The organism is Haloterrigena sp. KLK7 (assembly GCF_037914945.1).
GTDB lineage: Archaea > Halobacteriota > Halobacteria > Halobacteriales > Natrialbaceae > Haloterrigena > Haloterrigena salinisoli.
Map to the genome: position 1 here is coordinate 3349286 of NZ_CP149787.1, position 25038 is coordinate 3374323.

The 25038-nt window shown below is 66.7% G+C and carries 22 protein-coding genes and 1 tRNA gene; 6 read left to right on the plus strand and 17 right to left on the minus strand.

Annotation, left to right across the window (positions count from 1 at the left end):
• Positions 1-17 precede the first annotated feature (17 nt).
• On the minus strand, positions 18-275 hold the full coding sequence (locus WD430_RS16585; protein ID WP_339103532.1) for an amphi-Trp domain-containing protein: 258 nt from the start codon (positions 273-275) through the stop codon (positions 18-20).
• A 560-nt stretch (positions 276-835) separates the two neighbouring features.
• Positions 836-2014, minus strand: coding sequence for a redox-regulated ATPase YchF (locus WD430_RS16590; protein ID WP_339103533.1), 1179 nt, complete (start codon positions 2012-2014; stop codon positions 836-838).
• A 189-nt stretch (positions 2015-2203) separates the two neighbouring features.
• Between WD430_RS16590 and WD430_RS16595 the strand changes: the two genes are divergently transcribed.
• Positions 2204-2614 (plus strand): DUF2267 domain-containing protein, encoded by a 411-nt coding sequence (locus WD430_RS16595; protein ID WP_339103534.1) that lies wholly within the window; start codon positions 2204-2206, stop codon positions 2612-2614.
• Between the two features lie 99 nt (positions 2615-2713).
• Here the strand turns inward: WD430_RS16595 and WD430_RS16600 are convergent, their stop codons facing one another.
• Entirely contained in the window at positions 2714-3445 is a 732-nt protein-coding gene (locus WD430_RS16600; protein WP_339103535.1) for a GNAT family N-acetyltransferase, read from the minus strand.
• A gap of 236 nt (positions 3446-3681) precedes the next feature.
• Here WD430_RS16600 and WD430_RS16605 point away from each other — a divergent pair, with 236 nt between their 5' ends.
• Complete coding sequence (locus tag WD430_RS16605; RefSeq protein WP_339103536.1) at positions 3682-4140, plus strand: hypothetical protein; 459 nt, start codon at positions 3682-3684, stop codon at positions 4138-4140.
• A 95-nt stretch (positions 4141-4235) separates the two neighbouring features.
• Here the strand turns inward: WD430_RS16605 and WD430_RS16610 are convergent, their stop codons facing one another.
• The 4 genes from WD430_RS16610 to WD430_RS16625 all read right to left on the minus strand — a co-directional run bounded on the left by WD430_RS16610 (position 4236) and on the right by WD430_RS16625 (position 9187).
• Complete coding sequence (locus tag WD430_RS16610; protein WP_339103537.1) at positions 4236-4817, minus strand: hypothetical protein; 582 nt, start codon at positions 4815-4817, stop codon at positions 4236-4238.
• A 417-nt stretch (positions 4818-5234) separates the two neighbouring features.
• Complete coding sequence (locus WD430_RS16615) at positions 5235-5930, minus strand: helix-turn-helix domain-containing protein (RefSeq protein ID WP_339103538.1); 696 nt, start codon at positions 5928-5930, stop codon at positions 5235-5237.
• 353 nt (positions 5931-6283) lie between these two features.
• Entirely contained in the window at positions 6284-6676 is a 393-nt protein-coding gene (locus WD430_RS16620) for an SPW repeat protein (protein WP_339103539.1), read from the minus strand.
• 99 nt (positions 6677-6775) lie between these two features.
• Positions 6776-9187, minus strand: coding sequence for an MEDS domain-containing protein (locus WD430_RS16625; protein ID WP_339103540.1), 2412 nt, complete (start codon positions 9185-9187; stop codon positions 6776-6778).
• Between the two features lie 299 nt (positions 9188-9486).
• Here WD430_RS16625 and WD430_RS16630 point away from each other — a divergent pair, with 299 nt between their 5' ends.
• Together WD430_RS16630 and WD430_RS16635 are read left to right on the plus strand one after the other, a co-directional pair.
• On the plus strand, positions 9487-9942 hold the full coding sequence (locus WD430_RS16630) for a response regulator (RefSeq protein WP_339103541.1): 456 nt from the start codon (positions 9487-9489) through the stop codon (positions 9940-9942).
• A 219-nt stretch (positions 9943-10161) separates the two neighbouring features.
• The gene (locus WD430_RS16635; RefSeq protein WP_339103542.1) at positions 10162-10395 is read left to right on the plus strand and encodes a hypothetical protein; all 234 of its coding nucleotides are present in this window, start codon (positions 10162-10164) and stop codon (positions 10393-10395) included.
• A gap of 120 nt (positions 10396-10515) precedes the next feature.
• Here WD430_RS16635 and WD430_RS16640 read toward each other — a convergent pair whose 3' ends face one another.
• The 3 genes from WD430_RS16640 to WD430_RS16650 form a co-directional block, all read right to left on the minus strand.
• A complete protein-coding gene (locus tag WD430_RS16640) occupies positions 10516-12777 on the minus strand; it encodes a PAS domain S-box protein (protein WP_339103543.1) in 2262 nt (753 codons plus the stop codon).
• A 633-nt stretch (positions 12778-13410) separates the two neighbouring features.
• Positions 13411-13585 (minus strand) — tRNA-Trp (locus WD430_RS16645).
• A 52-nt stretch (positions 13586-13637) separates the two neighbouring features.
• Complete coding sequence (locus WD430_RS16650; RefSeq protein ID WP_339103544.1) at positions 13638-14552, minus strand: DUF5794 domain-containing protein; 915 nt, start codon at positions 14550-14552, stop codon at positions 13638-13640.
• 574 nt (positions 14553-15126) lie between these two features.
• On the opposite strand from WD430_RS16650, the gene guaB reads away from it, so the two are divergent.
• Entirely contained in the window at positions 15127-16629 is a 1503-nt protein-coding gene (gene guaB / locus WD430_RS16655; protein ID WP_339103545.1) for an IMP dehydrogenase, read from the plus strand.
• A gap of 51 nt (positions 16630-16680) precedes the next feature.
• Here the strand turns inward: guaB and WD430_RS16660 are convergent, their stop codons facing one another.
• The 6 genes from WD430_RS16660 to WD430_RS16685 all read right to left on the minus strand — a co-directional run bounded on the left by WD430_RS16660 (position 16681) and on the right by WD430_RS16685 (position 22515).
• Positions 16681-18357, minus strand: coding sequence for an AMP-binding protein (locus WD430_RS16660; protein WP_339103546.1), 1677 nt, complete (start codon positions 18355-18357; stop codon positions 16681-16683).
• 64 nt (positions 18358-18421) lie between these two features.
• Positions 18422-19033, minus strand: a complete 612-nt coding sequence (cmk, locus tag WD430_RS16665) for a (d)CMP kinase (protein ID WP_339103547.1) — start codon at positions 19031-19033, stop codon at positions 18422-18424.
• A gap of 89 nt (positions 19034-19122) precedes the next feature.
• Positions 19123-19662 carry a hypothetical protein gene (locus WD430_RS16670; protein ID WP_339103548.1) on the minus strand — a complete coding sequence of 180 codons (540 nt, stop codon included), beginning with the start codon at positions 19660-19662 and terminating at the stop codon, positions 19123-19125.
• Positions 19659-21236, minus strand: coding sequence for a sodium:solute symporter family transporter (locus tag WD430_RS16675; RefSeq protein WP_339103549.1), 1578 nt, complete (start codon positions 21234-21236; stop codon positions 19659-19661). Before WD430_RS16675 ends, WD430_RS16670 begins: the two co-directional genes overlap by 4 nt.
• Positions 21229-21744 (minus strand): hypothetical protein, encoded by a 516-nt coding sequence (locus WD430_RS16680; protein WP_339103550.1) that lies wholly within the window; start codon positions 21742-21744, stop codon positions 21229-21231. The genes WD430_RS16675 and WD430_RS16680 overlap by 8 nt, the downstream gene beginning before the upstream one ends.
• A gap of 267 nt (positions 21745-22011) precedes the next feature.
• On the minus strand, positions 22012-22515 hold the full coding sequence (locus WD430_RS16685) for a cupin domain-containing protein (protein WP_339103551.1): 504 nt from the start codon (positions 22513-22515) through the stop codon (positions 22012-22014).
• 127 nt (positions 22516-22642) lie between these two features.
• Between WD430_RS16685 and WD430_RS16690 the strand changes: the two genes are divergently transcribed.
• The gene (locus WD430_RS16690) at positions 22643-23170 is read left to right on the plus strand and encodes a hypothetical protein (protein ID WP_339103552.1); all 528 of its coding nucleotides are present in this window, start codon (positions 22643-22645) and stop codon (positions 23168-23170) included.
• Positions 23171-23262: 92 nt separating this feature from the next.
• Here the strand turns inward: WD430_RS16690 and WD430_RS16695 are convergent, their stop codons facing one another.
• Complete coding sequence (locus WD430_RS16695) at positions 23263-25029, minus strand: YcaO-like family protein (RefSeq protein ID WP_339103553.1); 1767 nt, start codon at positions 25027-25029, stop codon at positions 23263-23265.
• Positions 25030-25038 lie beyond the last annotated feature (9 nt).

The following is a 25038-nucleotide window of genomic DNA, read 5'->3' on the forward strand; positions in this document are numbered from 1 at the left end:
CGAGTCGGCGGCGCTGCTCACTCCTCGTCGGACGCTTTCGGCGGCTTCCAGTCCATTTTGAGGGTGATCGTCTCGCGTGAACCCCGCAGGATCGACGACCGCTCGCGAACGCCCAGTTCGTAGGCGATCGTCGGCGACGGCCGGAGGGAGACCGTCTTGTTCCCCGTCCGGATCGACGCCGGGCCGTCGCCCTCGAGTTCGTCGGCCAGTTCGCGGAGCCGTTCGGCGGCCTCGTCGCGCGTGAGTTCCTCGGCGGAGAGGGTCTTGTCCACCATACGAGAGCCTCCAACGAACGCCGGAAAAAGCGATATGCCTAACGAAGATGGCCTCGAGTCCTCGCCGGACGCGAGTCGATGACGTTCGCAGCGATAGCAGCGGTCACGAGGCGGTACTGACGATCTTGGTTCCCTCTCACGAGTCCACACACTGTACACAACTCATAACTCACATCGTGATCCGACCGAATTTCGCGGTCACTACAGATGCGAATGTGTCAACAAAATATATAGCGGCTGAAAACAAGGAGAGTATATGGAGCCGTCATTTCGTCGTGATACGCTCATTTTCCTCAGTGTATTTGCAGCAGGCCTCATACTAGTCGGCGTTCTCGAGGCAGTTTTGCTCGGACGCACACCCTCCGTGTTTCTTCGTGACGTATTCACCGACCCCATTTGGCTGTTCCACTGTGTGCTACTGACAGCCATATGGTTTCGGATGTATCCAAAGTTCCAGAGAACGTACGAGAGGCGAACGAGCTAACTCACCGCTGCTCCGCTACCTACTCAGTCTGTACTGACCACCCTAATTACAACGCAATTCAGCTTGTTGGGGATGATCAATTAGTGCTCACGATCTTGATCACGTCGCCCTCCTCGAGCTCGTACTCCTCGCCGACCTCCCGGTTCGTCTTCGCGTTGACGGCGTGGAGGTAGCCGTCGCCGATGTCGGAGTGGACGGCGTAGGCCAGATCGACCGGCGTCGAGCCGTCGGGCAGCAGGAAGGCGTCGGGCAGGACATTGCCGCTGCCGTCGGACCACTTCGCGGCGTCCTCGACCGGATAGGCGGTGAGGTGCTCGAGCAGGTCGTAGACCGCGTAGTTCAGCGCGCTCTGGACGCCGGTGCCGCCGTACTCGGTCATCGACGCGGCGAGGTCCTCGAGCGCCTCTCGCTGGGCGTCGTTGACGTCGTCGCCGATCGCGAGGGTCTCGTCGCCGGGGTCGTAGTCGACCAATCCGTTGTCGGCGGCCCGTCGCAGCGCGAGTTCGCCCTCCGCGGTCGTGGGGATGACGGGCTTGTCGAGCTCGAGCAGCTTCTCGACGTTCTCCTCGGGGGCGACGTCGATCTTGTTCGCCGCGACGACGATCGGTTTGGTGCGCTCGCGGACCAGCCGCGCGAGTTCCTCGCGGTGCTCGTCCTCCCACTGGATCGGGTCCTCGGGGTAGTCCAGTTCCCGGAGGACGACGGCGATCTGTTTGGGCGAGGCGCCGAAGCCCGAGAGCATGTCCCCGAGGACGTCGTCGATGTCGAAATCGGGCGACCGGGACTTGCGCTCGACGGACTCCCAGTTGTTCTCGACGATGCCGGCCAGCCAGAGGTCCATCTCCTCCTCGACGAAGTCGATGTCCTCGAGCGGGTCGTGCTCCCCGATGTCAACGGGTTCGCCCTTCTCGTTGGTCCCGCCGGAGGCGTCGATCACGTTGACGATGACGTCCGCGTTCGTCAGTTCGTCGAGGAACTGGTTGCCCAGCCCCTTCCCCTCGTGGGCGCCCGGCACCAGCCCCGCGACGTCGATCAGTTCGATCGGGACGTAGCGCTTGCCGTCCTCGCAGTCGTCCGCGTTACAGCGCTCCTCGCGCTCGAGGCAGGGACAGTCGGTCCTGACGTAGCTGACGCCGCGGTTGGCGTCGATCGTCGTGAAGGGGTAGTTGGCGACGTCGACGTCGGCCATCGTCGCCGCGGTGTAGAACGTGGACTTGCCGGCGTTGGGCTTTCCGGCAAGCGCGATCGAAAGCATGGCTCAGGGTAGCAGGGTCCGGGAAAACTACCTTTCGATTCCGGGAGTGGCGCCTCGAGTCCGCGAACGTCGGCTCCGACGGGAGCCGACCACGCACTCGAGCAGTCGCCGTGAGTCCCCGACCGGTCGCCGCGAACCCCTTCGATTGAAGGGTTCAGGCTCACCTGCCCCGCTCGGCAACGGCCGGATATGCAGTACGACGACTTCATCGGCGAAGTTCAGCACCGCGCACAGCTCGACTCCCGAGAGGCCGCGCTGAGTATCTCCCGAGCGACCCTGACGACCCTCTCCGAGCGCGTCCAGCCCGACGACGCCGAGAACCTCGGCGCGCAGCTGCCGGACGAACTCGGACGGTTCCTCGAGGAGGTCGACGACGTCGAGCGGTTCGACTTCGGCGAGTTCGTCGACCGCGTCGCCGAGCGCGAGGAGATCGGCGAGGACGATGGGGCCGACGCCGCCTTCCACGCGCGGGTCGTCGTGAGCGTCGTCGCCGAAGCGGTCACCGGCGGCGAACTCGAGGACATCGAGCGCCAGTTGCCCGACGACGAAGGGTACGATCAGCTGTTCGAGATCGCCGAGGAAGAGGAGTATCCGGCGTAGCGAAAATAGCAGTCGGAGCGACTCGAACCGGCCAGCGGTCGCGTCGCAAAGCGCATAGCGTCCCGTTTCAGGGACGGTTATGTAAAACGAAGCATCGACTCACAGTTCGATAGCCAGCATCACCTCGTCGACGTAGTGACCGTTGAGCTTGTAGTGGTCTTCGCGGATCGCTTCGATCTCCCAGTCGTGTTCTTCGAGGAAGGCGATGGCGTCGTCGTTGCTCGAGGGAACGCTCTGGTAGACTCGCTCGTAGCCCCGGGAGCCGGCCCACTCGAGGCCCCGCGAGAGGAGGTGCGAGCCGAGGCCGTGGCCGCGGTACTCCTCCAAGACGCCGACGGTCAGCTCGGCGGTGTGGGACAGCTTCTCGATCTCCGGGGCGTGCAGGTGGACCCAGCCGACGACGTCCTCGTCGACGGTCGCGACGAAGAACATCCGGGACTCGAGTTCGTTGTGTCGCAGCAGGGCCTCCTCGTGATCGATCTCGTCGGCGACGCTCTCGGCCTCGATGTAGGTCTTCTCCTCGGCGACCTGCCGAATCGCGCCGATGATCCCCGAGAGGTCTTCCTGCCTGGCCGGCCGGACGTGGAACTCGAGGTCGTCGGCGACGTACTCCTCCTCGGCGCCCGCGTCGAGAACCACCCGCAGTTTGCCGTCCGCCGCCTCGAGTCGCCCGTCGCGTTTGAGGATCGCGACGTGGTGGCGGAAGCCGCTGGGATCGATGCGCAGTTCCGACCGGGCGTCGTCCGGATCGACCGCCCCGTGGCGCTCGACGTACTCGTAGATCCGTTTCCGGTCGTCGTGGCCGAACTCCAGTGGTTGGGTGGATCCCATGGTGGATGTTGCCACGCAACAGCACTTAACCCTTGGCAGGCAGCGGACGCTGGCGGGAACGGCAGCGGTGGGAACGTCGCGCGGGACGGTAACAAATAGCGGTGACGACGCGGACTTAATGGACCAACAGGTGAATCCGGATCGACTTCCCCGGCCGGTTCGTCTCATCGGTCACGTGAGATGGCTTTCGACCCGATTCGGGTCGAGCGAACGGAGTACATCTCACGTCTCTCTCCATGATCGGAACGGACGTAGTCGCCGCCGGTCCCGTACTCGCCCTCGCAGTAGTCGTCGGACTGGCGGCCCACGAGTGGACCCACGCCCTCGTCCTTCGGCTCGTCGGGATCGATCACACGGTCTCCTATCTCCCCGGGCGAACCGACGGGATCGTCGGGCTGCTGACGTGTTGTCCGTGGGCCGTCGTCGAACCCCGACCGACCGGTCGCGAACCGGCGGTCCACCTCCGGGCCGCCGCGCTGGCACCAATCCTCCTCGCCGTTCCCGTCTTCGCGGCCGGGTTCGGCGGCGCCATCCCGGTCGACTCGCCGATCGCGATGGCAGTCGCGATCGGGTGGCTCGCCTGCGCGGTTCCCAGCCCGCAGGACTTCTCGGTCGTCTTCTACGCCCACCGCCTCCTCGAGGCCGAGACCGATGCCGATCCGAACGCGACGGCGCTCGGCTCCCGCGCCGACTGACGGTCGTCGACTTCGTCGGGCGCTGTCGCGTTCTCGACGCTTCGGACTCTCTTTCTCACCCGCTCTCTCCACGAATACGATCCGCAGCGGCGGATCTAGCGAGGACTACGACGCGACAGTTCCGAATACCAGTGGCCCGCCGTCACGACGGAAAACGCCAGAACGACGATCGACGCCGCGGCGCTCCACGGAATCGGCAGCAGACCGCCCGCCCTCGCGACCACGAGCAGCGCGCACCACCCCACCGCTCCCGCGTACCGGCGCGGCCACGGATCGGTCGACGGCTCCTCGAGTCCCGAGAGGTACGGATCGAACTGGGCGGCCAGCGGAGTCGGCTCGACGATCCCGCGATCCTTGTCGTAGTCGACGATCCCGCGAGTGTCGAGTTTCGGCAGGTGTGACTGGTACAGGGAGATGTAGACGCGCTGGCGCTGGTCCGAGGTCAGGTTCTCGACGGTCGTCTCGTGTTCCCGAGCGGCGATCCGCTCGGCGAGGTCGCGAAGCGTCATCGGTTCGCCGGCGCTTCGGAGATGCCGGAGCACGTGGCGACGACGACTGGTCTGGAGGATGTGATAGATGTCGTCCGGCTCGAGTTCCGACTGTTCGCGCTTCGGTTCGGCTCCTCGCGACGAGTGTCCCACCTCGGTGCACCCGCTTCGGGACGCAGTGTCCGCCATCGTCGATAGGAGACGTGTCGACGGGAGCGGTTAATAACTTGGTCGTTCGGACCGATGACGTCGTCATCGAGGCCGCTCGTCATCGTATTCGAGCCTCGAGTGAAAGGAAGGAGTGGAAAGACGGTCACACAGCCACGAGTGACCGCTGTGATTGAGCACGAGTGATCCACCGGCGCGCGTATCGCACTCGGTAGCTCGTCGCGGGGTCGGCGTCACGCCGACACTCTATGTTTGTTTCCGTCCAATAATAAAGCTATTCCTCGAGGTAGATTAGCTAATCTATATCGAATTAGTGTACGGTTGATTTCTTTGCCGAGTATTTATCGTCGGCTCGAGTATAGTGTCGACAAGAGTCGGGGAAAGATAGCCGTCTGTTCGACTCGCGTCTCGGAATCGGACCGGCGAGGCGGGCGACGACTACGGATCGATCGCGGTCGGCATCGTCCCGCCCGTCAGCTCCGCGGTGACGAGCGCGGCGTGACACCGGCGGAGCCGTTCCGAGAGCGCCTGATGCGAGACGTCGAGTTCCGCGGCGAGCTCCTTGAGCGTGATCCGGCGCGGGACCTCGAAGTAGCCGAGCTCGTGGGCCGTTCGGACCGTCTCGTACTGGGTTTCGGTGAGCGGCGTCCCGGCGCTCGCCAGGTCGTCGATCCCCGTCAGTCGGGTCACGTCGACCTCGAAGTCGTACTGGTCGAACAGCGAGTAACACGCCGACAGCGAGTCCCGGTCGTGGAAGAGCAACGTTACCGACCACGATCCGTCGTCTCCGCTGGCCTCCAAGAACGCCCCGTCGTTCTCCGCGACGATTCGCTCGAAGAGTTTGAACCGGTCCCCGAAAGCGAGTCGGAACAGCCACCGCTCGCGGTCGGCGTCCTCGTCGGGACTCGACCCGTCGGTCCGCGTCTCGTCGGTCACGCTCGCGATCACGTCGACCGAGGGATCGGCATCGAGCGCCTCCCGGACGGTCTCCCGATCCGGGCCGGCGAGCCAGACCAGCGGCGGCGCGTCACCGATCATCCCGCCGATCTGGTACTCGAGGGTCGGTACTCGTTCGAACGACCGAGCGGCCACGAGACGGTCCGCCGGGATGTCGAGTTCGACGACCGTCGTCATTATCGTCATCAACCACAACCGGGCATAGACTCGTTGGGTTTCCGGTAGCCTTTCCCGCCACCCAATTTCAGTGAGAGTCAACCGAAAATGAATGTTCAGACTGGGTAGTGGCTCCGAAGGGCCATCACGAACTTCGAGAATCCGTAATACCGATTTCACTTTCTGAAGGCATCGAAAAGCTATAATATTAGCACCGGTAAATAGTTATCTGGCTAAGTGATCGAACTTGGCTGACAGGGAATGCAGGCCGGCTTGTGTCGCGTTTTCTCGCCGATACCGTCCAGCAAGCGCCGCTTTAGCCGCATCGCGCTCTCGGCTCGAACGCGTCGGTCGCGCCGCGTTCGACAGTGCGGTCAGGCGCCGGCGGTGGCCGACTTCGTCGACTGACGGCCGCCGGCGATGCTCCCGGCGGCCAGCAGCGCGACTAGCGCGCCGGCGATGACGTTACTCCAGCGGATCCGATCGATCGTCACCTCGATCACGAAGGGGGCGGCCACCACCCAGAGCCCGAGGAGGACGACGAGCGCCGGCGCCGCGATGCTCGGGAGCCGTCCGCCGTCGGGCCATCCCGCCGCGTAGGCGGCGAAGAACGCGATCGCTGCCCCGACGAGGGCGTTGTTGACGACGATCAGTCCGGTTCCGGTCAAGACGACTCCCGACCAGAGGATCCAGGCGCCGATCCCGGCGGCCAGTCCGATCAGTCGGTCCGGCAGCGGCGAACGGTCGGTCGTTCGGCTGGTGCTCATACGCGGTCGTACGCGCGCCATTGGTCTAAATGATACCCACGCATTATGCCACGCGGCGACGAGCGCGACGCGTTCCGGCGCCCTCGCGAGACGACCGCGTCACTCGGCGACCGGCAGCGTGAACGAGAACCTCGATCCCTCGCCCGGCTCGGAGTCGACCCAGATCTCGCCGCCGTGGCGCTCGACGATGCGCTGACAGAGCGCGAGGCCGATGCCCGTCCCGTCGTACTCCTCGCGACTGTGGAGCCGGTCGAAGACCGTGAACACCCGATCCTGATCGGCGGGATCGATGCCGATGCCGTCGTCCGCGACCGCGATCACCCACTCGCGACCGCGCCGGGTCGCGGTAACGTCGATCCGCGGCGGCTCGTCGCCGCTGTAGGTGAGTGCGTTCTGCAGCAGGTTCTGGAACACCTGCCGCAACTGGCTGGCGTCGCCCTCGACGCGCGGGAGGTCCTCGACGGTGAGCTCGGCGTCCGTCTCCTCGATCCGGAACTGGAGGTCCTCGAGGGCGTCGTCGACGATATCGTCGAGCGCCATCGATTCGAACGGGTCGCCCCGCGTCTCGACGCGGGAGTACTCGAGCAGCCCCTCGATCATCTCGCGCATCCGATCGGCGCCGTCGACCGCGAACTCGAGGAACTCCTGACCGTCCTCGTCGAAGGCGTCGCCGTACCGGTTCTCGAGGAGTTGGAGATAGCTCGTGACCATTCGAAGGGGCTCTTGCAGGTCGTGGCTGGCCGCATAGGCGAACTGCTCTAAGCGCTCGTTGGATTCCTCGAGGGCGGTCTCCCGCTGTTTCCGCTCGAGTTCGTACTCGATCCACTGGCTCATCAGCCGGTGGAACGTCCGTTCGGCCGCGGAGAAGCCCCGGTCGCGAGCGTCCGTCGAGACGAAGAAGAACGTCCGATCGGACTCGTTCTCGAGTTCGATACGCGAGCCGAGATACGTTTCGACGCCGAACTCCTCGTAGGCGAGGCTATCGCCGAAGCCGCAGTCGACGGGGTCGACGACGTCCGCCGTCGCCTCGTCGTCGACGGTCAGCCGACAGTACGTCTCCGAGAGCGGCGCCCGGGCGCCGGGCCTGAGGTGGTCGTGATCGCCGGCGATCGCCTCCACCTCGAAGGAGTCGGTCGCCGGATCGATCCGCGCCAGTCCGCCGAGTTCGAGGTCGAACCGCTCCCGGCCCAGATCGAACATCGCGCGGACCTTCTCGTCGAACGTGCGGTCCGGATCGGCCGTGATCTCGTAGAGGGTCTTCTGGTGGCGTTCCCGCTGTTCGCGCTCGAGTTCGTACTTCACCCACTGCCCCATCAGCCGGTGGAACGTCCGCTCGTCGTCCGAGAACGCCTCGTCGCGCGGTTCAGAAGAGAGGAAGAAGAAGGTCCGGTCGTCGTCGCCCTCGACCTCGACGTGCGCACCGAGATACGCGTTCAGTCCGAACTCCCGGTGGAGCGTCGACGATCGATGGGACTGATCGTGTGCGACCGAGACGGCGACCGTCTCGTCGGTCTCGAGGGTCTCCGCGCAGAACGTCTCCGACAGCGGCACCTCGAGGTCCGACTCGAAGTAGACGTGGTCGCCGCTGGCGATCTCGATCTCCGCTCGATCGGCGTCGCGGTCGATGCGGGCGATCCCGCCGACCTCGAGGTCGAACCGCTCGCAGCCGAGTTCGAACAGGTCCTGCAGTTTCGACTCGAACGCGCGGTCGGGATCGCCCGTGATCTCGTTTTGGCGCTGAAGGAACTGCTGCTGGGTCCGCAGTTCGGCGCGCGCTTCGGTTCGGTCGAGGAGCGTCCCCATCATGCGGTCGATCTCCCGGTCGGGTCGGTCCGGGCCGAAGAACTCCTCGGGCGGGGTGTAGTAGAAGTTCTGACAGACCGTGTTGTCGTAGACCAGATGCGGATGGGTCTTGATGATATCGCGGAGGACGTCCGACGAGAACCGACTGCGGTTGTACTGACAGAGGGCGATCCCGTCGGCGTCGGGCAGGAGATCGTTGAGTTTCCCCTCGTACTCGACGAGATCCTCGAGGGGCGGGTCGTCCCCGAACACCCACGTCATCTCGCCGGTGATCCGGAGCCCCTCGTACTCCGCGGCGGCCTCCTCGATCGTCTCGGAGAGAAAGGCGATCATCTCGTCGGGATCGAACGCCCCGTTCCGCAGGTAGGAGTCCTGTGCGGTGTACATGGTGAGCGCCCCCGACTCGAGGGCCGCGTCGACGTCGACGTCGGCATCGCTGTCCCGAAGCGCCGCGAGCACCGCTGCAGTGTCGTTCTCGTCGGCGATGTAGACGCACCGCTCTCCGCGCTCGAGGCCGTGGGTGATGTAGGGAATCACCGTCGCGAACTGTTCGGCCCGCGACTCGTAGATGAGCGCGAGGTGGTCGTACGATTCGTGGCCGGCGACCGATTCGACCGGGCCGGGGAACGTCGAACTGGCGTCGAGTGCCTCGAGACCGGTCTCGAGGCCGAGCACGTCGTCGGAGGTGGTGTGAAGCTGTTGACTCATGGGAGAGAGCGGGGGTGATCGACGGGCTATTCTCGTCGGAAGCGGGTCGACGCCGCCCGCACCGAACGCGGCGGTCCGCTTCCGAATTCACTACCCCTACAGATTGCTCTGAGCGGGATAAGTACGCCGGTCGAAAACCGTCGGTATCCGTGGCTGTACGGGCTTCGACGAAAATACTGACCTATCGATACGTTCGCTCCCGATGGACTGTTCACGCGACGACTGCGTTTCGACCGGACGCAACGTCCGTCCACGGCCGACACCCGCGCAGTTTTACCGTCCGGGGCGTACTATGCCCTATGACTACCGGTAACGCCGGCATCGAGGACGCAATCGACATCTTACTCGTCGAGCCGAATCCGGGCGATACCCGACTGTTCACCGAGAACTTCAGGGACGCGAAGCTCGTGAACACCGTCCACGCCGTCTCCGACGGCGACGCCGCGCTCGATTTCCTCCACCAGCGCGGCGAGTACGCCGACGCGTCCCCACCCGACATCATCCTGCTCGAGCCACAGCTCCCCGGTACCAGCGGCATGGACGTCCTCGCCGAACTGAACGGCGAACCGATCCTCGCCGACATCCCCGTCGCCGTGCTCACGAGTTCGGAGGTGGGCGAATCGATCGTCCAGTCCCACGGCCTCGAGGCGGACTTCTACGTTCGGAAGCCGGTCGAGCCCGCGGACTTCGTCGCGTTCGTCGACGAGATCGAGGAGTTCTGGTTCGCGATCGTTCGCGAACCGTCGGAAACGTGAGCGACTCGAGAAGCGGCGCCCGTCGTCCGCCGAGATCGCCGCGCTCGTTCCGTGGTGGGCGAGTCGAACACGGATTCCCGCGGCGAGCGAGTCGCGGATCGAAACGTACACCGAGTGTCAGGGAGAATCATGACTGTTAGCCACTGACGTGGCCGAAATCGGACGGCAAGCGTTCTCGGGGCCAACAGGGTTTTTGGCGTTCGGTAGCTAGCTCCGGTGATGAACTCCACCGTTACGGACACCAGCCGACCGCCCGATAGCAAAGCCTTGCTGTTTTGCTTCGAGTGCGGCCACGAGAGCGAAGTCGACGGCGATTGGATCCTCGAGCACCGCGACGACCGCGAGCACTACCGCTGTCCCGAGTGCGGGACGACGATCACCGCTCGACCGACGGACGAGGGCGGACGGGCGTCCGACTCGAGCGGCGGTCGATCGTACTGCGCCGGCGACTGATCGCCGACCGACCGGTGATCACCGGCGTACTCGCCGGCCATCGGCTCCGATACGTATTCGTCGAGTCCCGATTCTCGTTTCCCGCTTCGGTCCCGTCGGTCGTTCGACGCTCGTCACCGCTCACTCCTCCCCCGGGAGCGCGACCGAGACCGTCGTCCCGTCGCCCGGTTCGGAGTCGATCCAGATCCGTCCCCCGTGGCGTTCGACGACGCGCTGACAGAGCGCCAGCCCGATCCCGGTGCCGGGATGGTCCTCGCGACTGTGCAGTCGCTGGAACACTTCGAAGACGCGCTCCTGGTCGGCCGGATCGATACCGATCCCGTCGTCGCGGACCGAAATCACCCACTCGCGACCGCGCCGTTCCGCGTCGACGCGAATCCGCGGCGGCTCGTCGCCGGAGTACTCGATCGCGTTCGAGAGCAGGTTCTGGAACACCTGCTGCAGTTGCCCCTCGTCGCCACGGACGCGGGGAAGGCTGTCGACCGTGATTTCGGCGTCGCTCTCCTCGATCGCCACCTGCAAGTTCTCGAGCGTCGCGTCGACCACCGCGTTCAGTTCGACCGGTTCGAACGGATCGCCCTGCGTTTCGATTCGGGAGTACGCGAGCAGGCCCTCGATCATCTCGCGCATCCGCTCGGCGCCGTCGACGGCGTAGGCGAGGAACTCCTCGCCGTCGGCATCGAGCGCGTCGCCGTAGCGGGATTCGATCAGTTGCAGGTAGCTCGAGACCATCCGCAACGGCTCCTGCAGATCGTGGCTGGCGGCGTAGGCGAAGTGTTCGAGGCGTTCGTTCGAGGCCTCGAGCCGGTCGATCGTCTCCTCGAGGCGGCGCTGATACTCCTTGCGCTCGGTGATGTCCTGGGCCATCGTCATGCCCGCGAAGACGTCGCCGCGGTCGTCGGTGATCGGCACCGCGTGGAGCACCCACTCCCGGCCCGCGTACTCGAGTTCGACCGACGTCTCCTCGCCCCGGAGCGCCCCCTGAAACGCCGGCTTGAGGTCCGCGGCGGTCTCGTCGGGCCAGACGTCGTGGAACTGCCGGCCCTCGAGATCGGCGGGCTCGACGGGGATGCGATCGAACCCTCGGCCGGCCGCCAGCGTGTACTCGAGGTCGTGATCGAACAGCGTCACGAGGCCGTTCGGGAAGTACTCCGCGAGCGTTCGGTAGCGACGCTCGGACTCCTCGAGAGCGCGTTCGCGCTCTCGCCGCTCGGTGACGTCGCGGAAGTAGACCGAGACGCCGGTTTCGGAGGGGTAGATGTTCGCCTCGACCCAGAATCCGAGCGTGTCGTAGTAGAGTTCGTAGCTGGTCGCCTCCTGCGTCTCCAGGGCCGTGTGGAAGGCGTCCCTGACCTCGTCGATCGCCTCGGCGGAGGGGAACACGTCCCAGAGGTTCCGGCCGAGCAACTCGCCTTCGGCGTGTTGCAGGAGCTCCTCGGCCTGCTCGTTGACGTGAGTGAAGCGGAACTCGTCGTCGAGCGCGTAGAAGGCGTCGGAGATGCGACCGAAGATCTCGTTCAGTTCCGTCGAGAGCTCGGCCTCGCGTTCCTTGAGCTCCGTGACGTCCTCGCCGGTCGTGACGACGCGGTCGACCGCCCCGTCGTCGGTCCGGATCGGGGCGGCGTTGACCGACAGCCAGCGCGCGTCGCCGCTCGGGAGATCGACGCGCAGTAGTTCGTCGTAGACCGGGTCGCCCGTCTCGAGCGTCCGCGCGAACGGGTGATCGTCGACTCCGATTTCGTCGCCGCCTTCGTCGTAGACCGGCCGGTCGGAAGGGGCGTAGTCCGAGACGTCGTCGGCCGGAATCTCGAGCAGCTCCCGCAACCGCTCGTTCATCCGGGTGACCTCGCCGTCGGCGTCGAGCACCAGCACGCCGACGGGACTGGTCTCGAGGACGCGGTCGATCAGGTCCCGCTCGCGCTCGAGTTCCCGTTCGCGGTCCTCGAGTCGGCGGTCGGTCGGCCCCCGCTCGGTGATATCGCGGACGATTCCGACCGAGCCCCGAAACCGGCCGTCCTCGACCAGCAGGTTCGTCCGGAGTTCGCAGGCGAGTTCCTCGCCGTCGGCCGTTCGCGCCGTCAGTTCGAACGTCTCGTCCATCGCGTCGCCGGCCGCGAGTCGGTCGGCCATCGCACGCGAGATCCGCTCGACGTCGTCGTCAGCGATCAGGACCGACGCGTGCGCGCCGAGGAGGTCCGCCCGCGCGTAGCCGCTCGACTCGAGGATGACGTCGTTGACCGCGACGAACCGCCCGTCGGCATCGAGCTGATAGATCCCGTCGTCGACCGCGTTCACGAGCGTCCGGTAGCGCTGGATCGCCCCTGAATCGTCGGCGTCGTCGGCCCAGAACGCTGATTCGGTGGCGTCCGCTCGTTTACTCATGGCTACCCAGTCGGTAGTGAAGCGGATAAGTCCCGTGATACGGGGGGTGGGTTGCTCGCTTTTCCGTTTCTCGTTCGCTCTCGAGTCCCGTTCCGGACCGGGCGCCGACGGCGGTGGTTTCGAGCGCGGTGGTGTGTCGGTGCCGGCACCCGACTGTCCGCCGCGACTCGAGACTCGGTGGTACTCGAGTCGCGGGTGACCGAACCGGTTCGGAGCCGGTGGGACGCTCGACTCGAGGGCCACTGACTCGATAGGGTCGATCGATGTCGTCGCAGCGAGAGCGCCGATTCCCGTGCGGACGCTCCCGCCGGAGACAGGACTGCGTCTCGAGGTGTGGCTGGCAGCGAATCGACCCAGCCGTTACGCGATACGGAGTAGGGTTAGAGTTCAGACCGACCGCTCGCGGACGTGTTCGCGCCAGCGGAATGGGTCGGAGGGATTTGAACCACGAGGACTCGCTTCGCTCGTCCTCTGGGCTCAAATCCTCCGTTTCCAGTACTCATCGCTCACGATGTTGTTCGCAATGAGGAATGGGGTCGGAGGGATTTGAACCACGGTCGCAGCGAGCTGCTCCCTGATTCAAATCCCACTGAGACATACCTGCCGCTCGCGTTTTTGCTCGCGGCAGAGGAATGGGGTCGGAGGGATTTGAACCCCCGATCGACTGATATCTCCGGTGCGCCTCGGAACTCCAGAGGGTCATCACACGGACACTGATCAGGTGCCCGATCAGTATATCAGTCTGGAGTTTCGTCCCGGGCGCGTTGCCTCTGGAGTCAGTCGCCATGCCGGGCTTGGCCACGACCCCTCGCTCTCCAGTTGGGCCATCCCGCCTAAAGTGGTTTCGATTCCGAACCGTCCTACAGCCACGGGGCCCGGCCCTCGGTGTCCGTCGTGTCGTCGCCCGGGTAGGTTCCCGTGTCGGCGTCGTCGGTCTCTTCGGCCGGTTCCACGTCCAGTTCGGCGTTCTCGTCGGCGTCGCCGCCGTCGGTGATCGGATCGACGGCCAGCGGTGGGCCGCCGTCGTCCGCCGCGTCGCTCGAGTCGCGCTCGAGGGGCAGGTCGATCGCGAGGATCGCGGCGACGATCAGCGCGGCCAGCGGGGCCTGTCCGAAGGCCATCCCGAGCAGGGACAGCGGGAGCAGGCCGAGCGCGACCGCGCTGCCGAAGCGGAAGCGGTCGATGTCCATGCAGCCGCGCAGGTACGGCGCGCCCAGCGCGATCGTCAGCGCGAAGCCGACGCCGATGGCCGCCGCGAGGGTCGCGTTCGCGACGAGCGCGGGGTCGTTCATCACGGTGAACGTGGCCCCGCTGGGATCGACGCTTGCGACCAGTCCCAGTCCGATGATGACCACCGGGTTGGGCAGGTACTCGCCGATCGTCGCGCTGGCGGTCTTGGCCGCGATGGCCGCGATGACCAGCGCGGCGAAGCGCTCGAAGATGACGATGTCGATCAGGCTCTCGAACGACGGCGCCAGCGCCGCTTGCACGGCCGCCAGCAGTATCAGCGGGACGCCGACCAGCAGGACGATCGCCGCCTGTTCGCGGGGCGTGCCGGACATCTCCGCGAGGATCACCGCGACGGTGGCCGAACCGCCGAAGATCAGGAGGCCGACCTGGACGGCACCCAGCGGGTCGTTCAGCGCGCCCGCGAGGATCAGCGCCGGGAAGACGCCGTCGATCAGCGGCAGCATCATCACCAGCGCCAGCAGCTTGGCGTCACCGCCGATGATGCGCTCGAGACTGAGAGCGACCGGGTGTCGTGACGTACTCATCGGTCAGGGCCGGTGGCCGTGACCCGAGGCCGGTGGGTAATAGGGAGGACGATCCCGGACGGACTGGTGGGCGAGCCACCAGTTCGTGGGATTCGGACCGCGGCCTCGCGCTGTGAGTTTCCCTGTAAAATTCCCGAACTGGAATTTGGCGGCGTCGCTGTCGACGCTCGTCCAACCAGCGGTTCGGGGGGCACTGAAACTCACAGCGATCATACCCGAATTGACGACTGGCCTCTCAATAAGCGTTGTGTGGGATGGGGTCGCACAACCCGGCGTATTCCTGACACTGGGGGCCAGATGCGGGCAGCGATGTACATCGTTGTGGGCCGGGTTCGGAAACGATACCGATTGCCATCGAGACGACCGCTGCCTCGAGGGCGAGGGCGGCCCGAATCGGATCCACTCGCGCTCTGATCGAGGGCGATCGGTGACGACAATCGACCGACAGGCGGACGATCGTCTCGCGAGCACCCGCTCGAGCGCATCGGCCGCGTCCGCCCCCGAGAGCCCCGTCATCCGTTGTCATCCGAAGATATCTCGCAACGCTTTTCCCCCGCGGGTCCGGACGGCTTACATGGCGAACGACATTCCTGAGCACGAGCGCTATTCTGCAAAACTGGACGTACCGGAGGCGCTGACGTTCGACGACGTCCTCCTTCGACCCAAGGAGAGCCGCGTCGAACCCGACGACGCCGATCTCACCTCGCACGTCTCGAAAAACGTCGAGGTCTCCGTCCCGATCATCTCGGCGGCGATGGACACCGTCACCGAGAGCGACATGGCCATCGCGATGGCCCGCCACGGCGGTCTCGGCGTCCTCCACCGGAACATGAACATCGACGAGATGGTCGAGGAGATCGAGCGCGTCAAGAGCGCCGACGAGCTCATCATCCCCCTCGACGAGGTCGTCACCGCCGATCCCGAGATGTCGGTCCGCGAGGTCGACGAGCGGATGGCCCGCCGCGGCGTCGGCGGCGCGCCCGTCGTCAACACCAACGGCGAAGTCCTGGGGATCATCTCGAGTACGGACATCCGGCCCCACCTCGAGGTCAACGAGGACGACCCGGTCACCGAGGCGATGACCGACGAGGTCATCACGGCCCACGAGGACATCGACGCCCGCGACGCGTTCGACCTGATGTACGAGCACAAGATCGAGCGCGTACCGGTCGTCGACGACGAGAACCTCCTGGTCGGCCTCGTCACGATGCAGGGCATCCTCCAGCGCCGCGAGTACCAGGAGGCCGTCCGCGACGAGGACGGGCGCCTCCGCTGTGGCGTCGCCGTCAGTCCGTTCGAACGGGATCGCGCCGAGGCCGCCGACGAGGCCGGCGCGGACGTCCTCTTCATCGACACCGCGCACGCGCACAACCTGAACGTCATCGACGGCGCACGCGAGATCAAGGAGAGCGTCGACGCGGACGTCGTGGTCGGCAACGTCGGCACCCGCGAGGCGGCCGAGGACCTCGTCGACTTCGCGGACGGCATCAAGGTCGGCATCGGTCCGGGCTCGATCTGTACGACCCGCGTCGTGAGCGGCGCCGGTATGCCCCAGATCACGGCGGTCGCGCAGGTCGCGGACGTCGCGAGCCGGAACGACGTCCCCGTGATCGCCGACGGCGGCATCCGGTACTCCGGCGACGCGATCAAGGCCGTCGCCGCCGGTGCGGACGCGGTCATGCTCGGCTCCTACTTCGCCGGCACCGACGAGGCCCCCGGCCGCGTCGTCACCATGAACGGCAAGAAGTACAAGCAGTACCGCGGCATGGGATCGGTCGGCGCGATGAAGTCCGGCGACAGCGACCGTTACCTCAAAGACGAACCCGAAGAGGAAGACGAGTACGTCCCCGAGGGCGTCGAGGCCGCGACGCCGTACAAGGGCACGCTCAAGTCCGAACTCCACCAGCTCGCGGGCGGCATGCAGTCGGGCATGGGCTACGTCGGCGCCGAGACGATCCCCGAGTTCAAGGAGCGCAGCGAGTTCGTCCGCGTCTCCTCGGCCGGCCAGGCCGAGAGCCACGCCCACGACGTCGTCATCACCGACGAGGCGCCCAACTACTCGCCCGACAGCGAGTAACGTCGCCGTCGGCCTCGAGCGTCGACCCTCACTGCTTCCTCGAGCGCCCGATCAGGCCAGTTCCGTCCGCCTGATCTTGCCGGTCGTCGTGGTCGGCAGTTCGTCGACGAACTCGATTTCGCGCGGGTACTCGTACTCGGCCAACTTCTCGCGGACGCGGTCCCGAATCTCGCTCCGCAGCTCGTCCGTTCCCCGCTGGCCGGCGACCGGCTGGACGACCGCCTTGATGATCTCCCCGCGGGTCTCGTCGGGGACGCCGACGACGCCGACCTGTTCGACGGCGTCGTGTGCGAGGATCGTCTCCTCGACCTCGCGGGGCGCGACGCGGTACCCGCTGGTAATGATGAGGTCGTCGTCCCGCGACGTGAACCACAGATACCCCTCCTCGTCTCGCTCTGCCAGATCACCGGTCAGGTGCCAGACCGTTCCGTCGGGACCGTCCTCGAGCGTCACCGCGTCCGTCTTCTCGGGCGCGTTCCAGTACTCCTCGAAGAGCACGGGATCGTCGCCGCGGCGGACCGCGATCTCGCCGATCTCGCCCGTATCGACCCGCTCGCCGGCGTCGGGATCGACGACCGCCACGTCGTGGCCCGGCACCGGTTTCCCCATGCTGCCCGGCTTCGCCGGGAACCACTCCCGGCAGTTCGTCACGAGCAGGTTCGCCTCCGTCTGGCCGTAGAGTTCGTTGACGACCACGCCAGCGAGCTCCGCGTCGGCCCACTCGAGGATCTCTCGAGTCAGGGGTTCGCCGCCGGAGCAGATCGCCTCGAGCGAGAGGTCGTAACGGTCGGTCGGTTCGTCGACGCCCATCAACATGCGGATCGCCGTCGGCGGGACGAACGCGTTCGTCACGTCGAACTCGGCCATGATCTCGTAGGCCCGCTCGGGGTCGAACGACCCCATCGGATAGCCGACGACCGGCCGCCCGTAGTGCCAGGCGGGGAAGACGAGGTCGCCGAGCGCACCGATCCAGGCCCAGTCGGCAGGCGTCCAGTAGACGCCGTCGCGGACGTCCCGCTCGAAGTACATCTGGAACGCGGGACAGTGCCCGAGCCAGACGCCGTGCGCGTGGAGCACGCCCTTCGGCTCGCCGGTGCTCCCGCTGGTGTACATGACGATCGCGGGCGTGTCGACGTCGGTGTCGGCGCGGTCGAACGTCGTCTCTCCCCAGTCGACGGCGTCGTCGAACCGCTCGACGGTCACGTCCTCGAGCGTCGCCTCGTTCGCGTCTCCGCCGACCGATTCGCCGCCGTCGACGACGAACACGTACTCGAGGGCCGGACAGTCGGGTGCGACCTCGCGCATCGTCTCCCACTGGCTCGCGTCGACGACGGCTACGCGGGCCTCGCTGTCGGTCAGCCGGTAGCGAAGCGCGTCGTCGCCGAAGAGCACCGACAGCGGCAGCGAGATCGCGCCCAGTTTCCAGCAGGCCAAGTGCGTCAGCACGTTCGCGGGTTTCTGCGGGACGACGACGGCCACGCGGTCGCCGCGCTCGAGGCCGCGGGACTCGAGCGCGTTCGCGACGGCGTTCGATCGCTCGTCGAGGTCGTCGAACGTGTATTCCTCGCGCTCGCCCGCGTCGTCGACCTGGTACAGCGCGACCCGTTCGCCGTCGTCGTGTTTCCCGACCAGATCCGCGGCCGCGTTGAAGTCGTCCGGAACGTCCCATTCGAACGATTCGGACGCCGCTTCGTAGGTCTCGCCGTCGAGCGTGACGGTGTACGTCATGTCGTGGTAAGCGTCCACACATGACGAGAAAGAACTGTCGCCGTCGAAAAGCGGACTGCGGACGCTACGGGTTCAGGTCCGGCGTCGAGAACGCGCCCTCGTCGGCGTCGGGATCGTACTCCTCGAGCGCGGTCCGGACGAGTTCGAAGACGCCCTCCTTGCTCCAGCGGGCGGTGTTGACGTGCAGGTCGTAGAACTCCCGGTCGTCGATGTCGATCTCGTAGTACGACTCGTAGCGGCCGGCCTCGCTGACCTCGCGGACGCGCATCTCGGCCTCGGTCTCGACGCGCTCCTCGATGCGCTCTAAGCGGACGTCTTCGGGTGCGTCGAGCCAGATCCGTAGGTCCGCGCGCTCGCCGGCCAGCCAGCCCGCCAGCCGGGACTCGAGGATGAAGGGTTTGTTCGCCATCCCCCACTTCTCGGCGATCTGTTGGAGGCGCTGGTCGATCGCGCGGTCGATCTCGTCGTTCTCGTCGGCCTTCGCCGTCAGCTGGTTCAGGTTCATGTCCCGGTCCTCGGCGAGTTCCCGGAAGACCTCCCCGCCCGAGACGTACGGACAGCCCATCGCGTCGGCGAGTCGCTCGCACAGCGTCGTCGCGCCACAGCCCGGCGGGCCGGAGACGGTGATGAACAGTGTCGTGTCGATCTCGACCGTCGTCGTCGCTCCCGTGGACATGTGCGCCCCCTCTCGGTTCAGGGTGAAAAATAATCCGACTCTCGCGTCCGTTGTGAGACGACACCGAACCGCTCGAGGCCGAACGCCGATCAGAACGGCGACCAGCCCGGCGACTCGACCGCGATCGCGACGCCCTCGAGTCGCGGTTCCTCGGCCAGCGCGGCCATCCGTTCGCGTTGGGAGTCGGCGTCGCTGGTGCTGACCAGCGTCACCGAGCCGTCGTAGCGCGTTCCCGCCTGATCGTCCCACTCGATCTCGAGCCTGGCGCGGCGAAACCGCGTCCCCTCCGTCAGCCGAATCGACTCGAGTCGCTCGAGGGGGACGGCGAAGTTCGCCTCGTCGAGGTCGACGAGTTCCTCGAGTCGGCTGTCGTCGACGAGCGCGCGGTCGCGTTTCCCCATGTCGGCCCGCAACAGCATCGAACGGTAGGACTCGCCGACGAAACACCAGACGAGGCGTTCGTCGGTCACCACGAGCTCCCACAGCTCGATCGAGTTCGGCCGCTGGCGGAGCCACTGCGTGAGCCGCGCGAGTTCGGTCTCGCCCCGGCCGTCGGCTGCGGTCTCCGGCCCGAGGTCGCCGTTCGGGCTCGAGTCGGCGTCGCGGTCGGTGGACGTATCGGCCGTCATCGCTCGAGCAGGGCGTGGAGATCGCTGGGTACGGTCCGTCGAGACTGGGTGAGCAGCGAGAAGCCGACGAACAGGACGATGGCGACCAGCAGCGCGACCGTTCCGACGGGGAAGACGTCGGGGAAGACGTACGTCGTCATGATGGCGCTCGCAGCGGACTCGTAGCCGGCGACCTCGAGGGCCATCGGTAGCGCGCTGTAGACGATGTTGACGAAGAGGCCGCCGAGAACGGCGACGATCGCCCCCTCCTTCGTCGCGCCCTTCCAGTTCAGCCCGAAGACGGCGATGGGGACGAACGCGGCGGCGAAGAAGCCCCAGCCGATCGTCCCGAGGATGCCCACGAGCGTATCGGAGAAGTAGACGACCCCCGTCGCGAGGACCGTCAGTCCGGCCAGCGCGACCTGCGTGACGCGCAGTTCCGTCCTGTCGTCCTCGATCGGTCGGCCCAGCGCTCGCGGGATGTCCCGCGAGACCGCCGCCGCGCCGATGTTGAGGAACGAGTCGCTGGTGGACATGATCGCCGCCAGCAGCGCCGCGAGGATCAGTCCCGCGATGACGCTCGGCGTCTGCTCGAGGACGAAGACGGGGCCGACCTCGCTGGCGCTGAACGTCTCGCCGATCTCGCCGGCCTCGACCATGGCGCGCATCGACAGGCCCGCGGAGAAGGCGATCAGACTCGAGATCGCGTAGGAGATGGCGGCGATCGGAGCGCCCCACTTCAGGATATTCATGTCGCGGCTCATGTAGAACTTCGTGATCAGGTGGGGCTGACCGGCCGATCCGACCGAGAACAGGATCCACCACGCGACGCCGACGAGGACGGCCGTGGTCGCCCCGCCCATCGCGCCGAACGGCGAGATCAGGTTCGGGTCCGCGCTCGCGAGGTTCCGCGAGATGTTCTCCATCCCGCCGCCGAACGACAGCGCGTACGCGAAGACGAAGACGGCGCCCGTGATCATCGTCAGCGCCTGCAGGAAGTCCGTCCAGACGCCGGCGATCATTCCGCCGAGCATGCTGTAGAGCAGCAGGATGAGGGCACCGCCGAGCAGCCCCCAGATGACGGGGACGCCGAAGATGGCGCGCATGACGAACTGCAGCGCCGCGAGGTTCGTCGCGAGGTAGGCGACCACGCCGACGATCACCGCGAGCCCGGTCAGCCCCCGCACGGTGTCGCTCTCGTAGCGGGCGTACATCCCGTCGGCCAGCGTCAGCACGTTGCGGACGTCGGCCAGCAGGCGCATTCGCTTGGCGAGGACGATCCACGTCAGCAGGAATCCCAGCGGCGCGGTGAAGAAGATCCACAGCGCGGTCGTGCCGTACGCGTAGACCAGTTCGGGGCCGCCGACGAAGCCGAAGCCCGATTGGATCACCGAGAACGCGGTCATCGCGAGCACCCACGTGCCGACGCTCTTGCCGGTGATCAGGAAATCGCTCGTCGACTCGGTCCGCATCCAGCCCCAGGCGCCGATCAGGACGACGATGAACAGGTACGCCGCACCGAACCCGAGGATGACGGGATCGTCGGCGACGGGAATCCCCTCCTGAAGCGGCAGCGGCGCGAACGCGCTACTCATCGACCTCACCTCCGTCCGCTACTTCGCCGCCGTCGGCCACCTCGGTGGGTCGGGACGGTTGCTCCGGCGCCAGCGGGAACGACTCACGCCGCTGACGTTCGCGGGCCGACTCGATGATGTCGTCGACGATCTCCTCGCCCGCGATCCGGTCGAAGATCAGCGAGTAGTAGATCGCCGCGGTCAGCGGTAACAGCCAGATGAACCCGAAGTAGATCAGCGTCGAGAGCGGGACGCCGAGGACGTAGCTGTACTCGGTCGCCCCCGGTTCCCACGTCAGCCAGATGCCGGCCAGTCCGATCAGGAAGAACGCCGTCAGCGCACCGATCAGCGCCGTGTACGGTTCCAGATCGGGATCACCGGTTCCTCGTTCGATCGTCGCCGAGGCGACCACCGCGAGGATGAGCGCCGCCGCGACGAACGAGAACGTCCTGTACAACCCGAGACTCGCCGTTGCCAGTGCACCCAGCGAGAGCACACCGATCGCAGCCATCGTGGTATTTCGTGCCATGAATTCGTATCACCGTCGTTGCGGTCGATCGTCGATCCCTACCGAGGGTGAGCCCCGGCCCTCTGACACCACAGCGGTCCGTCGTCGACCGACTCCCCCATCGCGTGTTACCAACTGCCGTGATACTTAGTATCTCATCACAGAATCCCGAGAAGGTGCTCGTTAACATGTCAACAGCGGTCTCGAGGCGCGGCCGTCGGAAACGGTCCGGTGCATCGAAGAACGTCGGCGAGGACGACCGGTGATCCGTCCGCAGGCGACCGGTGATCAGTCGACGACGAACGAGTTGCCGCACTCGGAACAGGTCATGCGAAAGTTCCCGTCCTCGGTGAGTTCGAGGCCGTGGCCGACTTCGGCGTCACACTCCCGACAGTAGAGCAGTGACTCGATCTCGTCCCAGTCGTGTCGCGCCTTCGGCGCGCCGAAGGCGAAGCCGACGACCCGTTCGTCGGCGTCGGAGTCGTTGTACCCGTGCTGGAACTCCCCCGGCGCGAAGCGGATCACCTCGCCGGCGTCGACGGAGACCTCCCGCGCCGTCTCGTCGTCCGGCGAGCGCGTCTCGAACGTCGCCGTTCCCGCCTGGACGTAGAAGACCTCCTCCTGATCGTGGTGGGCGTGGAGCCCGCCGGAGAACGACTCGCCGGGCTCGAGTTCGAAGTAATTCATCGCGAAGTCCGTGAAGCCGAGCGCCCGTGAGATCGGCCGTCTGACGGAGTGGACCTCCATCGGGTTGCGTTCGATGTCGACGTCGTCGATCGCGGTCTTGTCCATAGCGGCGCATCCAGCCGGCGCGATAAAAGTGCTCCGCGATACCGTCCCGCACGCTACTATCGAACGGAAACCGATGGCGGTACCGCGAAGAGAAACGCATACGGTCGTCCGCTCCCGAGCACCGAGTGTGAACCGCCGTACGGCACTCGGACTCGCTGCGACGTCGGCCCTCGCCGGACTCGCGGGCTGTATCGAGGGCGTTCAGGAGCACTTCGGACTGCAGGGGGTCATCCCCGTCGAGGTCCAGAGCGAAGCCGACGAGACGCAGAACATCCTCCTCGAGGCGCGCGAACGCGGATCGGGCCGGCAGAGCTACGAGCAGAGTTACTCCGTCACGCCGGATGAGACCGTCAGCGCGCCCCACCTCGACCAGACGGAACAGAGCTTTCGCGTCGCCAAGATCGAAAACGAATCGGTGACGACCGTCAGGACGGCGTCGGTGACGCCGGAGACCAATCTCGTGATGATTCGGCTCTACGACGACGACCTCGTGATCGAACTCGAGTTCGAGGACGGCGATACCGAGACCGTCGACGGCGAGAGCGGCGACGGCGGCAACCAGACGGCGAACGGGAACGAGACCGATCCCGACGCGAGCGGCAATCGGACGGCAGCGAACGAGACCGACGCGGCCGCCGACGAAACCGACGAGTAACCTCTTCGATTCGCGGCCGGCGGCACGGATCACTTATCGGAGCCGGCGAACCCGAGAGCGCCGGTTCGAGAATAGCACCAGAGAGCGACCGCTCAGGGATAGGGATGGAACGCGCGCTCGAGTCGCGGTTCGAACCCGAGGTCCTCGGGCACCGTCCGCGCCCGCTCGCCGAAGAACGGCTCGCCGGTGAACAGCGGCTGGGCGCCGGGGACGACGACTCTGACCGCTTCGAAGCCGGTCTCCGCGACGTCTCGGGTCGTCAGCCGCGCCGCGTACGGCGTCAGGCCGGCGTCGGTCGTCCGTTCGACGACGTCCTCCAGCGCCGCTCGTCCCTCGGGCGCGGCGTCCGGGCCGACACGTTCGGCCGGAACCGTCCGGTCGACGTCGACGAATCCGCGAACGACCTCGGGGAACGACGCGTACTCCCCGATCGCGCCCGAGGCGTCGGCGACCTCCTCGGGACCGAGGTTCCGCAGTTCCATCCAGTTCTGCAGCGCTTCCTCGAGCGCCGACCGCGCGGCGGCCGTCGCGTCGAGGGCCGCCGCGGAGCCGACGGCGAACGCCGGCCACTCGTCGGCGGTCGGCTCGACGGCTCCCTCGAGGGCGTCCGGTTCGCGGTGGACGGCGACGGCGACGACGGGGACGTCGACGTCCTGCGTGACCAGCAGCGGCGTCACCGACAGTCCCTCGCCGCGGGCGCGCCGGGCGAGGGCGGCGAAGGCGTCGTCGTCGTCGACGGTCAGCCCGAGCGGGTCGAACGTCGAGTACCACGCGAGCATCGTCGCGTCCCGCTCGATGACCTCGGTCAGGCCCGACAGCAGGGCGTCGACGGTCGACGAGCCGAGTCCGAGCCCCGTCGTGATGCCGGGAACGAGTGACTCCCCGGGCTGGGGGAACTGGACCGCCGCGGCCGGCAGGTGGGCGTCGTCGCCGGTCGCGAGGTCCTCGCCCGGCACCCATCGGTACTCGTCGCTCGCGTCGTAGGTGGGTGCATCGTCGGGACGCACGAGATCCGTCGGCGAAACCGGATTCTCGAGGTCGGCCTCGCTGGCGTGGGCGAACTCGCCGTCCCGGTAGACGCCGGCGCAGTAGCGCTCGAGGCCTTCGCCGACCGCTTTCATCAGCGCCGCGTTCCAGTCGTCGGCGACGCCGGCCGCCTGCGTCGGCGCGCTCGCGTCGCTGAATCCCTGCGTGGCGGTCGTCGTCGCGAGGTAGTAGGGCGCGGGGAACGACTCGATCTCGCCGATGCTCCTGACGATCCCCACGCGGTCGTCGATCGCGGCCTCGGCGCTCTCGACGGCCGCGTCGAGGGCGAGCGAATCGTCGTCGCGCTCGAGGGTCCGATCGCGCGTTTCGTTCTGACACTCACAGCCGGGGACGGGCAAGACCCGTCGCCTGGCGTGGGGCAGTTCGACGACGTGGCCGATCACCGACCGGTCGTCGCCCGACAGGACGCGGACGCACTCCCGGCCCGCGAGCGCGCCGGCGAGGCGGGCCGTGCTGCGATCGGCCTGCGGTCGGTCGCTCCGCTCCCCCTCCTCTATGTTCGCGGCGACGCGCTGCCGGAGACAGTCGAAACAGCCCGTCGCGGGCGCGAAGCCCGAGACGGCCGCGTCGACGCCGGCGAGGGGCTGGCCGCCGACGCCGCCGATCTCGACGGCGATCCACGGCGTGCCGCCGGCGCGCGCGGCGGCGTTCGCTCGCCGGAACGCGGCCGCGCCGGCCACGTCGCTGACGACTCCGAACCGGGCGTCCTCGAGGTCGTCGGCTGTCGCGTCTTCGACGGTGACGTCGACGTCTCCGAGGGCGGTGACGACCGCCTCGCGGACGGGATCGTCACCGACGACGTGTACGTTCATACCGGATCA

Excerpts from the sequence above, each read along its gene's own strand:
- WD430_RS16615 (WP_339103538.1), bottom strand. The coding sequence starts at position 5,930 with ATGACGACGGTCGTCGAACTCGACATCCCGGCGGACCGTCTCGTGGCC.
- WD430_RS16600 (WP_339103535.1), bottom strand. The coding sequence starts at position 3,445 with ATGGGATCCACCCAACCACTGGAGTTCGGCCACGACGACCGGAAACGG.
- WD430_RS16640 (WP_339103543.1), bottom strand. The coding sequence starts at position 12,777 with ATGAGTAAACGAGCGGACGCCACCGAATCAGCGTTCTGGGCCGACGAC.
- WD430_RS16660 (WP_339103546.1), bottom strand. The coding sequence starts at position 18,357 with ATGACGTACACCGTCACGCTCGACGGCGAGACCTACGAAGCGGCGTCC.
- WD430_RS16680 (WP_339103550.1), bottom strand. The coding sequence starts at position 21,744 with ATGGCACGAAATACCACGATGGCTGCGATCGGTGTGCTCTCGCTGGGT.
- WD430_RS16625 (WP_339103540.1), bottom strand. The coding sequence starts at position 9,187 with ATGAGTCAACAGCTTCACACCACCTCCGACGACGTGCTCGGCCTCGAG.
- cmk (WP_339103547.1), bottom strand. The coding sequence starts at position 19,033 with ATGTCCACGGGAGCGACGACGACGGTCGAGATCGACACGACACTGTTC.
- WD430_RS16650 (WP_339103544.1), bottom strand. The coding sequence starts at position 14,552 with ATGAGTACGTCACGACACCCGGTCGCTCTCAGTCTCGAGCGCATCATC.
- WD430_RS16585 (WP_339103532.1), bottom strand. The coding sequence starts at position 275 with ATGGTGGACAAGACCCTCTCCGCCGAGGAACTCACGCGCGACGAGGCC.
- WD430_RS16695 (WP_339103553.1), bottom strand. The coding sequence starts at position 25,029 with ATGAACGTACACGTCGTCGGTGACGATCCCGTCCGCGAGGCGGTCGTC.
- WD430_RS16675 (WP_339103549.1), bottom strand. The coding sequence starts at position 21,236 with ATGAGTAGCGCGTTCGCGCCGCTGCCGCTTCAGGAGGGGATTCCCGTC.
- WD430_RS16595 (WP_339103534.1), top strand. The coding sequence starts at position 2,204 with ATGCAGTACGACGACTTCATCGGCGAAGTTCAGCACCGCGCACAGCTC.
- WD430_RS16610 (WP_339103537.1), bottom strand. The coding sequence starts at position 4,817 with ATGGCGGACACTGCGTCCCGAAGCGGGTGCACCGAGGTGGGACACTCG.
- WD430_RS16620 (WP_339103539.1), bottom strand. The coding sequence starts at position 6,676 with ATGAGCACCAGCCGAACGACCGACCGTTCGCCGCTGCCGGACCGACTG.
- WD430_RS16670 (WP_339103548.1), bottom strand. The coding sequence starts at position 19,662 with ATGACGGCCGATACGTCCACCGACCGCGACGCCGACTCGAGCCCGAAC.
- WD430_RS16605 (WP_339103536.1), top strand. The coding sequence starts at position 3,682 with ATGATCGGAACGGACGTAGTCGCCGCCGGTCCCGTACTCGCCCTCGCA.
- WD430_RS16685 (WP_339103551.1), bottom strand. The coding sequence starts at position 22,515 with ATGGACAAGACCGCGATCGACGACGTCGACATCGAACGCAACCCGATG.
- WD430_RS16635 (WP_339103542.1), top strand. The coding sequence starts at position 10,162 with ATGAACTCCACCGTTACGGACACCAGCCGACCGCCCGATAGCAAAGCC.
- guaB (WP_339103545.1), top strand. The coding sequence starts at position 15,127 with ATGGCGAACGACATTCCTGAGCACGAGCGCTATTCTGCAAAACTGGAC.
- WD430_RS16590 (WP_339103533.1), bottom strand. The coding sequence starts at position 2,014 with ATGCTTTCGATCGCGCTTGCCGGAAAGCCCAACGCCGGCAAGTCCACG.
- WD430_RS16630 (WP_339103541.1), top strand. The coding sequence starts at position 9,487 with ATGACTACCGGTAACGCCGGCATCGAGGACGCAATCGACATCTTACTC.